At 73.7% G+C, this 10,960-nt stretch carries 11 protein-coding genes; 4 read left to right on the top strand and 7 right to left on the bottom strand.

Going from position 1 to position 10,960, the window contains the following annotated elements; all coding sequences use genetic code 11:
- Positions 1-14 precede the first annotated feature (14 nt).
- From O7612_RS29015 to O7612_RS29005, 3 genes are all read right to left on the bottom strand, one after another.
- Positions 15-527 (bottom strand): hypothetical protein, encoded by a 513-nt coding sequence (locus O7612_RS29015; protein WP_282269134.1) that lies wholly within the window; start codon positions 525-527, stop codon positions 15-17.
- A gap of 157 nt (positions 528-684) precedes the next feature.
- The gene (locus O7612_RS29010; RefSeq protein ID WP_282269133.1) at positions 685-1,746 is read right to left on the bottom strand and encodes a phosphotransferase; all 1,062 of its coding nucleotides are present in this window, start codon (positions 1,744-1,746) and stop codon (positions 685-687) included.
- Between the two features lie 136 nt (positions 1,747-1,882).
- Complete coding sequence (locus tag O7612_RS29005) at positions 1,883-3,055, bottom strand: acetyl-CoA C-acyltransferase (RefSeq protein ID WP_282269132.1); 1,173 nt, start codon at positions 3,053-3,055, stop codon at positions 1,883-1,885.
- A 167-nt stretch (positions 3,056-3,222) separates the two neighbouring features.
- Between O7612_RS29005 and O7612_RS29000 the strand changes: the two genes are divergently transcribed.
- Positions 3,223-3,648, top strand: a complete 426-nt coding sequence (locus tag O7612_RS29000) for a PH domain-containing protein (protein ID WP_282274089.1) — start codon at positions 3,223-3,225, stop codon at positions 3,646-3,648.
- Positions 3,649-3,692: 44 nt separating this feature from the next.
- On the opposite strand, the gene O7612_RS28995 is transcribed toward O7612_RS29000, so the two are convergent.
- Positions 3,693-4,640, bottom strand: a complete 948-nt coding sequence (locus O7612_RS28995; protein WP_282269131.1) for a rhomboid family intramembrane serine protease — start codon at positions 4,638-4,640, stop codon at positions 3,693-3,695.
- A gap of 27 nt (positions 4,641-4,667) precedes the next feature.
- Positions 4,668-5,198: a peptidylprolyl isomerase gene (locus O7612_RS28990; RefSeq protein WP_067309172.1), complete on the bottom strand. Its 531-nt coding sequence runs from the start codon at positions 5,196-5,198 to the stop codon at positions 4,668-4,670.
- 84 nt (positions 5,199-5,282) lie between these two features.
- On the opposite strand from O7612_RS28990, the gene O7612_RS28985 reads away from it, so the two are divergent.
- A complete protein-coding gene (locus O7612_RS28985; RefSeq protein ID WP_282269130.1) occupies positions 5,283-6,149 on the top strand; it encodes a hypothetical protein in 867 nt (288 codons plus the stop codon).
- A 138-nt stretch (positions 6,150-6,287) separates the two neighbouring features.
- Positions 6,288-7,175 carry a polysaccharide deacetylase family protein gene (locus O7612_RS28980; protein WP_282269128.1) on the top strand — a complete coding sequence of 296 codons (888 nt, stop codon included), beginning with the start codon at positions 6,288-6,290 and terminating at the stop codon, positions 7,173-7,175.
- 12 nt (positions 7,176-7,187) lie between these two features.
- Here the strand turns inward: O7612_RS28980 and corA are convergent, their stop codons facing one another.
- A complete protein-coding gene (corA, locus tag O7612_RS28975) occupies positions 7,188-8,336 on the bottom strand; it encodes a magnesium/cobalt transporter CorA (RefSeq protein ID WP_282269126.1) in 1,149 nt (382 codons plus the stop codon).
- A gap of 464 nt (positions 8,337-8,800) precedes the next feature.
- The gene (locus O7612_RS28970; protein WP_282269124.1) at positions 8,801-9,895 is read right to left on the bottom strand and encodes a PLP-dependent aminotransferase family protein; all 1,095 of its coding nucleotides are present in this window, start codon (positions 9,893-9,895) and stop codon (positions 8,801-8,803) included.
- Positions 9,896-10,062: 167 nt separating this feature from the next.
- Between O7612_RS28970 and O7612_RS28965 the strand changes: the two genes are divergently transcribed.
- On the top strand, positions 10,063-10,872 hold the full coding sequence (locus O7612_RS28965) for a hypothetical protein (RefSeq protein WP_282269122.1): 810 nt from the start codon (positions 10,063-10,065) through the stop codon (positions 10,870-10,872).
- The last annotated feature ends 88 nt before the right edge of the window (positions 10,873-10,960 follow it).

The following is a 10,960-nucleotide window of genomic DNA, read 5'->3' as shown; positions in this document are numbered from 1 at the left end:
GGGTAAGGATGCGGTCAGCGGGCCGGCAGCGGGTGCAGCAGCGGGGTCGGCGCACTGGCCGGGGCGTCGCCGATGGTGGCGACGACCCTTTCCTCGGGCCGGCGCAGCCGGGTCCGGAACGCGTGGTGCAGCAGCGTGTCGAGCTGCCACACCTGCTTCGGGTGCTGGGTCCGGATGACGAACCGTTCGCGTGCCCCGTCGATCGCGGTGGCGGCCAGCTCGACGGCCTGTGCCCGGGGGTCGGGGCTCCAGGTGACGTTGCTCAGCTCGCGCAGCTCGGTGTTCAGGTGCAGGCGCAGCCGGTGCAGCACCCGGGTCTGCCGGGTGACCACCAGCCGGCGGTGGGTGAGCAGGAGGAGGTACTCGCCGTCGACCGGCCGGTCGGGGCGGGCGCACCGGGCGACCAGGATGGTGGCGTCACCCGAGCCGACGCACTGTCGGAACACCGGCATGTGTCGACTCACCGTCTGGACGGCCAGCCCGGTCTCGGCGGCGGCCGGGAGGAAGGTGCGCGAGAAGACGTCCATACCCCGCCAACGAGCCGTGACCAGGGGTGATATGGGTCACTGTCGACTTTCGGATGTTCCACCCCTCCGTGTCGCACCGGCGGTGTGTCGTCCGGTGGGTCGGGCGGGAACGCGGTGGTGCCGGGTCGTGGCCGGGGCGGCCGGGAGGGGGCGGCGGTCAGACCGGCATCGGCGCGAACAGTTCGCCGAGCCAGCCCGGCACCGCGCTGGCGTACTCGGCACGGCCCGGATCGGTGGTGTCCAGCGCCCGCCGCCAGGACAGCGCGCGACTCACCGTGGTCACCCGCACCGCCACACCGGCGATCTCCCGCAGGGAAGCCCGGTCGTGCCGGTCGGTCCACGGTTCCAGGTAGGCGTCGCGCAGCCGGAGCAGCACCGGATCGCCCTCGGTCAGCGCGAAGGTGTGCGCCACCGAGCGCAGCGTGACCAGCAACGTGCCGAACGGGTGGGCGACCGAGGCGTCCCCCCAGTCGAAGAAGCGGTAGCCGTCGGCCGGGCCGAACACGTTCCCGTCGTGCAGGTCGTCGTGCTGCACGCTGGCCGGGATGCCGCTGTCGGCGAGCCGCCGGCAGTCCTCGGCGAAGCGCGGCAGGTACGCCCGCAGCCGGTCGAGGGTCGCCGCGTCCATCCCGTCTGCGGTGGACGGCCCGTCGCCGGTGTCCTGCCCGTTCCCGGCGGGCGGCCCGTCGCCGGCGGGTGGGTCGCCCTCGGGGCCGAGGAGCAGGGCGGCCCGGTCGTCGAGCAGGTCGGCGAGGAGGCCCGGTAGCGCCGCCGGGCGGTGGTCGGGCACCCCGAGCGCGACGAGTTCGTCCGCCCCCGGGGCCACCGCCTGTTGGAGGCCGGCGTACGTCGCCAGCACGTCGACCCAGCGACCGGGGTCGGGTGCGGCCAGCTCACGCAGGGACGGGCCACCGTCGGGCAGCAGCGACCAGCCCCGCCCGGTGTCCACGGCCACCGGGTCGAGCACCCGGCCGGGAGCCCGCCGGGCCAGCTCGGTCAGGAGCACCGTCTCGTACGCCGTGCCGGGGTTGTTCGCCTTGAACCAGTACGGCCCGGCGTCGGTGGGCACCCGCCACACCAGCGACCAGGGGCGCACCCGGGGCTCGACCGGGCCGGTGACCCGCCGGCCGTGCCGGTCGAGCTGCCCGGTCACCCAGTCGAACGCGGTGGACCGCCACTGCGCATCAGCCCAGCCGGCGGCATCGGAGGTGGTCGTCACGCAGCGGAGGGTAGATCATCCACCCACTCCGGCACCCGCCGTTTTCCGTCAGCCCGCCGCGCCCTGCCACCCCGCCCCGCGCTCGCGTCCGGCGAGCCGGCCCGGACCGGAGTGTCCGGTGCCGGGATGTCGCCGGCTAGAGCAGTTCCAGGATCGTGGCGTTGGCCATGCCGCCGCCCTCGCACATCGTCTGCAGGCCGTACCGGAGGTCGTTGTCCCGCATGTGCTGGAGCATCGTCGTCATGATCCGCACCCCGGACGCGCCGAGTGGATGGCCGAGCGCGATCGCGCCGCCGCGCGGGTTGAGCCGTCCCGGATCGGCCTCGGTCTCGGCCAGCCAGGCCAGCGGCACCGGGGCGAACGCCTCGTTCACCTCGTACACGCCGATCTCCTCGATGCCGAGCCCGGCGCGGCGTAACGCCTTCGCGGTGGCCGGGATGGGGGCGGTGAGCATGGTGACCGGGTCGTCGGCGGCGACCACGGCGGTGTGCACCCGGGCCAGCGGACGCAGGCCGTGCCGGCCGGCCCACTCGGCGGTGGTCACCGCGAGCGCGGCGGCTCCGTCGGAGATCTGCGACGCGGAACCGGCGGTGACGACCCCGTCCGCGCGGAACGGCGTCTTCAGCTCGCCCAGCTTCGTCAGCGAGGTGTCCCGCCGGATGCCCTCGTCCGCCGCGACCGCCCCGCCGTCGGGCAGCGGCACCGGGGCCAGCTCGGGGTCGAACACCCCGACGTCCTGGGCTGCGGCGGCCTTCTCGTGGCTGGCCAGCGCGAACTCGTCGAGCTGGGCACGGGACAGCCGCCAGCGGGCGGCGATCAGCTCGGCGCCGACCCCCTGGTTGAACGGGAGCGGCTGGTCGTCGGCGAAGCCCTCGACGCCCCGGTAACGTTCGCGGAGCTGCGCGCTGAACGGCGTGCCGTCGCCGACGCTGGCACCCATCGGCACCCGGGTCATCGACTCGACGCCACCGGCCACCACCAGGTCGGCCTGGCCGGAGAGGACGGTCGCGGCGGCGAAGTGCACGGCCTGCTGGCTGGAGCCGCACTGCCGGTCGAGGGTGGTGCCGGGCACCGTCTCGGGCCAGCCGGCGGCGAGCACGGCGTTGCGGGCGACGTTCCAGGACTGCTCGCCGACCTGGGACACGCAACCCCAGACCACGTCGTCGACCTGGCCGGGATCGATGCCGGTCCGGTCGGCGAGGGCGCGCAGCACGTGCGCCGAGAGGTCGACCGGGTGGATACCGGCGAGGCCGCCCTTGCGCCGTCCGACCGGGGTACGTACCGCACCGACTATGACTGCGTCACTCATGACTACTCTCCGGTAACTTCGGCTGACTCGATACTAACCGGTGGGTCGCGCCCGTCCCGTGCCCCGACCGGGTCCGTCGCGCCGAGGATCGCCAGTCCCGCCAGTCCGCCAGCCAGCCCGCCCGGCGGTCGGCGGGGTGGTGCGGGCGCGGCTGGCATGCTGGGGTGGTGCATCCACCATCGTCTCCGGCCCGCCAGTGGCGGGTGTCTCCGGCGCTCCCGGCGGCGAAACTGGCCGCCGCCCTCGGGCTGCCCGCCCTCGGGTTGCTGCTCGCGGCCGGCGACCCGGTCCAGTTGGTGCTGGCCCTCGCCGCCGCCGTGGGCCTGGCCGGCTGGGCGGTACGCGACCTGCTCGCCCCGGTCCGGCTCGCGGTCGACGCCGCCGGGATCACCGTCGTCCGGGGGTACGCCGGGCGGCGGCACCTGCCGTGGGACGCGGTGGAGGCGATCACCGTGGACCGGCGGACCCGGTTCGGGCTCTCCGGAGAGACGTTGGAGATCGACGCGGGGGAGACCCTGCACCTGCTCGGCCGGGCCGACCTGGGCGCGTCGCCGACCGAGGTGGCCGAGACGCTCCGCGCCGCCCGCCCCTGACCGGGCAGTGGTCTCCGAGGGGCGGTGAGCCCCTGAGCGGGCGATCAGCCGAGCAGCATCACGGTGCGGACGATCACCAGGCCGAGCAGCGCCGCCAGGATCACCGCCGTGCCGGCCGCCTGGAACACCGAGCGCCGCATCCGGGGGGCGTACGCCAGCACGAGCGCCATCAGCGCCCCGACGACGAGCCCGCCGACGTGGCCCGGGATGGAGATGCCCGGCACGGTGAAGGTGAAGATCAGGTTGATCACCAGGATCGGCAGGATCGCCGAGGTGTCCCGGCCGAGTCGGCGCATCAGCACGAAGACCGCCGCGAACAACCCGAAGATCGCCGTCGAGGCCCCGGCCGACGCGGTGTTGGGGCTGCTGAACAGGTAGGCCGCCACGTTGCCGCCGAGCCCGGCCACCAGATAGAGGGTGAGGAAGCGCAGCGGCCCGAGCAGGGCCTCCAGCTCCCGCCCCAGCACCCACAGCGCCCACATGTTGAGCAGCAGGTGCACCACGCCGTAGTGCAGGAACATCGCGGTGACCAGCCGGTACCACTCGCCGGAGGCGACCCCGTGCGCCTCGCCGAACGGCACGTACGACGCGTAGCTGAGCACCGAACCCCACTGGGTCAGCGGGGTGCCGCCCCCGAGCAGGCCGCCGAAGCCGGACCCGCCGATCAGCGAGTCGCCGCCCCGGTCGCTGAGCACCGAGACGATCATCACCAGCACGTTCAAAGCGATCAGCGTGCGGGTGACCAGGCCGCGACGGCCGGCGGCACCGCCACCGAAGGCGGTACGCGCCGGCCGTACGCTGCGGCGTCCCTCGTCGACACACTCCGGGCACTGGTGGCCGACGGGCGCGTCCCGCATGCAGTCCGGACAGATCGGCCGGTCGCAGCGGGAGCACCTGAGGTACGTCTCCCGGTCGGAGTGCCGGTAGCAGACCGGGCTGGTCGGCACCGGCCCACCGGTGGCGTCGCCGGCCGACCCGGAGCGTTCAGTCATGCGTGCAAAGGTACCTCGCCGGCGCGGTCAGGCCCCGGTGCGCTCGATCTCGACCCGCTCGATCACCACGTCCTGCAGCGGTCGGTCGCTCGGACCGGTCGGGGTGTTCGCGATCGAGTCCACCACCTTCGCGGACTGCTCGTCGGCCACCTGGCCGAAGATGGTGTGCCGGTTGTTCAGGTGCGGGGTCGGCCCGACGGTGATGAAGAACTGCGAGCCGTTGGTGCCCGGCCCGGCGTTCGCCATCGCCAGCAGGTACGGCCGGTCGAAGCGCAGCTCGGGGTGGAACTCGTCGGCGAACGTGTAACCCGGCCCACCACGGCCGGTGCCGGTCGGGTCACCCATCTGCACCATGAAACCGCTGATCACCCGGTGCGAGATGGTGCCGTCGTAGTACGGCCCGTTGCCCGGCTGGCCGGTGCGGGGGTCGGTGTACTCCTTGTTGCCCTCGGCCAGGTCGACGAAGTTACGAACCGTCTTCGGAGCGTGATTGCCGAAGAGTTCCAGCCGGATCGGGCCAGCGTTGGTGTGCAAGGTGGCGTAGATAGCCTCGGCCACGGGTACTCCTCACTCGTTGGTCAGTTCCATGCGGATCCTCCCATGTGCCCCATCTGGCAGTGCGGAGGCATCCGGTGGTGGAGGATGACGAAGGAACAACTCCCAGGAGGTGGGACCGTGTTTGGAATCGGGCGGCGCAAGACCCGGGGGCAGCTCGCGAGGGTGGAGTTGCACCAGGGCATCGGTCACCTGAGGCAGGCCGCCACGCACGCGGCGAAGGGCGCCGGCGCCACGGTCGGCCCACGGGTCCAGGCGGCCCGGGGGGCCGTCGCGCCGACCGCGGTCGTGGTGCGGGACCGGGCCTCCAGCGGCCTCGCGTCGACGGTCGCGGCCCTGGCGCCGGTGGCCCTGGCGGTGCGCAACGCCCAGGCCGAGGCCGCCGACCGGGCGGTGGCCGGCAGGAAGATCGCCGCCGCCAGGCAGGCCGCGGTGAGCAAGAAGATCAAGGCGAAGAGCCCGAAGGCCCGCAAGCGGAAGCAGCGGTCGCGGGGCATGCTCGCCGGCCTGCTGGTCGCCGGCACGGTGGCCGGGGTGGCCGGCGCGATGGCCCTGCGGCGGCGGCGCGAGCAGCAGGAGTGGGCCGAGTACGACCCGACCCACGGCATCGACACCACCCCGGCTGCCCGCAGCGTCGGCGCGGCGGCCACCCCGGGTGCCGCCGGTGCCCGCCCCACGGCCGGTGCCGAGGCGGCCCGGGACGAGGTCGACGTCCTGGTCGTCCAGACCCCGTCGGCCGCCGGGGCCACCCCCGCCGGGTCGGCCGCCCCGGCCACCGGTGTCGGCAGCTCCGCGGTGGCCGCCGACACGTCGGCCGGCAAGCCGGTGATCCACCCGAACGACCAGGTTCCCTCGGTCGCCGAGGGCGCCACCGACGTGTCCGGCCGACCGGCCGACGACCTCGGCAAGGCGCTCGACGCCGGGCGGTCGGCGAAGTCCGGCACCCGCCGCTGAGCCCCGCGGTCCCGCCGACGGCGCGGAGACGACCCCGGTCGTCCCGCGCCGTCGGCGTGTCCGGGCCGGTGCGCGTCCTGACTTAAGCCGACGCTTATGGGATCGTCCGGCGGGCGGTCAGCTCCTACAGTGCTGACCATGCACACGCCGACCACCGACCCGGATCTCTCCGCCCCGGAACCGGGACGCACCCCAGCGGCCGGGCGGGACCGGGCCGTGTCCCGGCGGCGGATCCTCTCCGGTGGCGCCGCCGCGCTGGCCGGCGCCGGGGTGGCGCTGACCGGTGAGTTCGGTTACACCGAGGCCACCGCCGGCAGCAAGCTGCCCGTCTACGGCGGCTACGCGGCCACCGTGCACGCCGACCGGCGAACCCCGCCGAGGTCCTCCCGGGTCGACGTGGTGTGGAGTGTGGACACCACCCGGCGGTTGATCGCGCTCACCTTCGACGACGGTCCGGCGCCGAACTGGACCCCGCGGGTGCTGTCGATCCTCGCCGAGACCGACACCCCGGCCACCTTCTTCATGGTCGGCCGCCGGGCCCGCGAGTACGGCCGGCTCGTCACCCACCGGCTGGACCGGCACGAGATCGGCAACCACACCTGGGACCACCGGGACCTGGCGAAGATGACCTACGAGCAGGCCTGTGTCGCCATCGGCCGGGCGCACAACGAGCTGACCCGGCTCTGCGGCCGGGAGCCCACCCTGCTCCGCCCGCCGTACGGGCACCTGGCCGGCAGCACCCTGCTCGCCGCCAACGACCTCGGCTACCAGGTGGTCCTCTGGAACCGGCAGATGCTCGAATCCCGGTTCACCCGGAATCCGGGAGGCCTGGTCGACTACGTGGTCGACTCCTGCGACCCGGGCACGATCCTGCTCGCCCACGACACCGGGCCGGTGGACCGGCTGGTCGCGATCCAGGGGCTGGCCGCGATGATCAGCGGACTGCGCCGACGGGGCTTCGAGTTCGTCACCGTCTCCGACCTGATGGCGGCGGCGACCCCGGCCGCCGCCGCTCCGGCCCACTGACCACGACAGCCGTCAGAGCCAGCCGTTACGGCGGAACCACCGGTACAGCGCGAGCGAGATCGCGAGCATCAGCGCGAGCACACCCGGATAGCCGTACGTCCATTTCAGCTCGGGCATGTTCTCGAAGTTCATGCCGTAGACCCCGGCGAACGCGGTCCAGACCGCCGCGATGGCGGCCCAGGCGGCGATCTTGCGCATGTCGTTGTTCTGGTCGACGGTGACCTGCGCCAGCCGCGCCTGGAGGATCGAGTTGAGCAGGTCGTCGTAGGAGTTGACCTGCTCGACGGTGCGGCTGAGGTGGTCCTGCACGTCGCGGAAGTAGCGCCGGACCTCCTGCGGCACCTCCCGGTTGACCTGCGCGGTCAGCGTCAGCAGTGGCCGTTGCAGAGGGATCACCGCCCTCTTGAACTCCACCAGCTCGCGCTTCATCTGGTAGATCCGCTGGATCCGGCCGGTGCTCTGCCGGTCGAAGACGTCGGCCTCCAGCACGTCGAGGTCGTCCTCCAGCTGGTCGGCCACCTCCAGGTAGAGGTCCACCACCCGGTCGGTGATCGCGTACGCCACCGCCCACGGCCCGTGCCGCAGCAGATCCCGCTTGGCCTCCAGGTCGGCCCGGACCGGCGCCAGCCGGCAGGCGTCCCCGTGCCGGACGCTGATCAGGAACTTCGGCCCGATGAAGAGCATCACCTGGCCGGTCTCCACCACCTCGGAGGTCTCGGTCAGCTCGGTGTGCTCGCAGTACCGGGCGGTACGCAGCACCAGGAAGCTGACCTCGCCGAAGCGCTCCAGCTTGGGCCGCTGCTGGGCCTTCACCGCGTCCTCGACGGCCAGTTCGTGCAGCCCGTACGTCTCGGCGATGGCGGTCATCTCGGCCAGTTCCGGTTCGTGCAGCCCGAGCCAGACGAACGCGTCGCGCTCGTCGCGGGCGGCGGCCAACGCGTCGGCGTACCGCCACTGGCCGGGGCGGCGTTTCCCGTCGACGTAGACGCCGCAGTCGACCACGCCGCTGCGACCGGGGCCGGCGGGCGCGGGGGTCCGGGGGGAGCCGTCGGCGTTGAGGATGCGCGACATCGCCCGGACCGGGGACACCCAGGCGCGGGGGTTCAGCACCCGGCCGCCGTGGAGTGTCGCCGACCGATCCCGTTCCGCCCGGTCCGTCATGGCGTTCCCCCTCCCCGGTGTGGTGCTGCGGCTTGCAGGCTACGCCGCCACCGCCCCGGCGACCCTCGGACGATCGGCGGCCTGCGGTGCCGGGGACGGACGCCACGGGAGCGGGTGGCCGTGATCCTGGTCACCGGGACGTCGGTCGGCGACGGGGCGCGGTCCTCGGTGGGACGTCCGACCGGCTGGCCAACCGGGTGCGGACCGGCCCGGCCACCGGTGCGTGGACGCCGGGGGCCGGGCCGGGCGGGTCGGGCCGCGTTCAGGGGGTGAGGGGGCGACCGGACCCACCCGGCACCGTCGGGGGGCGGGGGTGAAGCGGCGGGTCCTCGGCGTACGGGCGCGACCGGGCCAGGTCAGCAGCCGAACGTGAGTGACGCTCGCAGCATTGTGGGTCGCCGGACCGGTCGAGGGGAGCCCTCGACCGGTCGATGCGGCGCTTCTGTCGGATTTCCGACAGATGATCAGCCGCGGACCGCGGCCACCGCGTCCGCCAGCCGGCGGACGCCCTCGTCGATCCGGTCCGCGGTCACCGCGGAGAAGGCCAGCCGCAACGCGTGCCGCCCCCCGTCGACGATGAAGTCACTGCCCTTGACCACGGCCACGCCCCGCTCGGCGGCCGCCGGTGCCAACCGGTCGACGTCCACGTCGTCCGGGAACTCCACCCAGAGGAAGTAACCGCCGTCCGGCTCGACGAAGGTGACCTCGGGCAGGTGCCGGCGCAGCGACTCGGCCAGCACCCCGGCCCGCTCGCCCAGCGCCGAGGAGACCGTGGCGATCGAGCGCTGGATGTCACCGGAGACGCAGAACTGGTGCACGATCGCCTGGGAGACCATGCCCGGCGAGATGTAGAGGTTGGTCGCCGTCTTGGCGATGTCCGCGATCAGGCTCGCCGGCCCGACCAGGTAACCGACCCGCACCCCGGGGCAGACGGTCTTGGTGAAGCTGGACGCGTGCACCACCACGCCCCGGGTGTCCATCGACAGCATCGACGGCAGCGGCTCACCCCGGAACCGGATGTCGGCGTACGGGTCGTCCTCGAAGATGGTGAAGCCGAACTCGGCCGCGAGGTCGAGCAGCTCCCGCCGCTTCTCCAGGGATAGGGTCACCCCGGCCGGGTTCTGGTAGTTCGGGATCACGTGGGCCAGCCGGGGGCGTACCCCGGACTCCAGCAGCTTGCGCAGCTCGGCGGTGTCCAGCCCGTCCGGCTCGATGCCGACGCCGTGGATCTCGCCGCCCATCCGTTGGAGGTTGAGCAGGGTCCGGTCGTACGTGGGCCGCTCCACCACCACGGCGTCGCCGCGCCGGACCAGGTGATCGAAGAGGAACGCGTCCGCCTGGAGCGAGCCGTTGGTGACCAGCACCTGGTCGGCCTCGACGCCGTGCTTCTCCGCGATCCACTTCCGCAGGGGCGGGTAGCCGACGGAGGTGCCGTACGCGGTGACCCCGGCGGGGTCGGCGTCGAAGGCACGGACGGCGGCGGCCTTGAGCCCCTCGACATCCACGATGTCCAGCGAGGGTGCGCCACGGGCGAACGAGATCAGCTGCTCGGCGGTCATGCGCACGAGCCTAGGGCCTGGTCGGGCCGCTGCGACCGGGATACACGCCGAGTTCAACATGCGGGCACACCACCGGCAGCGGCGGACCCCGGAACCGGTCGACTCCGTGCAGGTCGGGACAGGACCGGACATCGGCGCGGGCGGTCGCCGCTCGCTACTGTCGAAAGGTGCCCACCGAGCCCCTCCGCTGTCCCGGCGCGTTGACCGTGGACGACGGCGTCGAGCTGGCACCGCACCGGTTCGCCGGGCTGGTCGCCCCGGCGGTCGAGCGGGTGTTCGTGGCCGGGATGCTCGCCGGCCACGACGGAGGCGGGGCCGAGCTGAGCCAGCGGTACGGCGGACCGGCCGCCACCGCCTTCCTGGTGGAGTTCCGCACCCGGCTGGCCGCGCCCGGAGGCACCGTCGACCGGCCGGGTTTCGCGGCGGTCAACCGCTACCGTGACCCGGCGACCTGCCAACGGGCCCTGGACAAGCAGGTCGCGCACGGCATGATCGCCCGGCGGCCGGACGGCGGCTTCACCGCCACCGAGCGGGGCGTCGACTTCCTCAGCGAGCTGTACCAGGTGCACGCCGAGGTCACCGAGGAACTGTGGGCCGGGCACGACGACCGGGTGCGCCGGCTGGTCGAGGCGTACGGCCGGGTGCTGGCGTACGCGCTGCTGCTGGCCGGGGAGCCGACCGCCGAACCCGGGCCGGCGTTCGGCGCGCTGGCCCCGCCCCACGAGCCGGACGGCACCCCGCCGGGAGTGCTGCTGCTCAACCGCATCGGCGCGCTGCGGTACCACCGCGCGGACGCGCACGCCGCCGCGTGGACCGCCGCCGGACACACCGCGACCAGTGTCGGCAAGTTGCCGGACGGGCCGGAACGGCGGGCCATCGAGCTGGAGACCGACCGTCGGGCGGCCGGCCCGTACGCGACGCTGACCGCCGACGAGCGGCTGGGCGTGCTCGCCGACCTGGCCGCCCTGCCCGGCTGACCCCCCGGCCCGACCCGGCCCGGTCTGCCGGCCGACCCGGCCCGATCCGATCCCCGGGTCCGCCGGCCCAATCCGATCCCCGGCCCGC

Source organism: Micromonospora sp. WMMD987, assembly GCF_029581435.1.
Taxonomy (GTDB): domain Bacteria; phylum Actinomycetota; class Actinomycetes; order Mycobacteriales; family Micromonosporaceae; genus Micromonospora; species Micromonospora rifamycinica.
The sequence above is the reverse complement of the archived record's forward strand: the minus strand, read 5'-3'. Positions and strand labels throughout refer to the sequence as shown.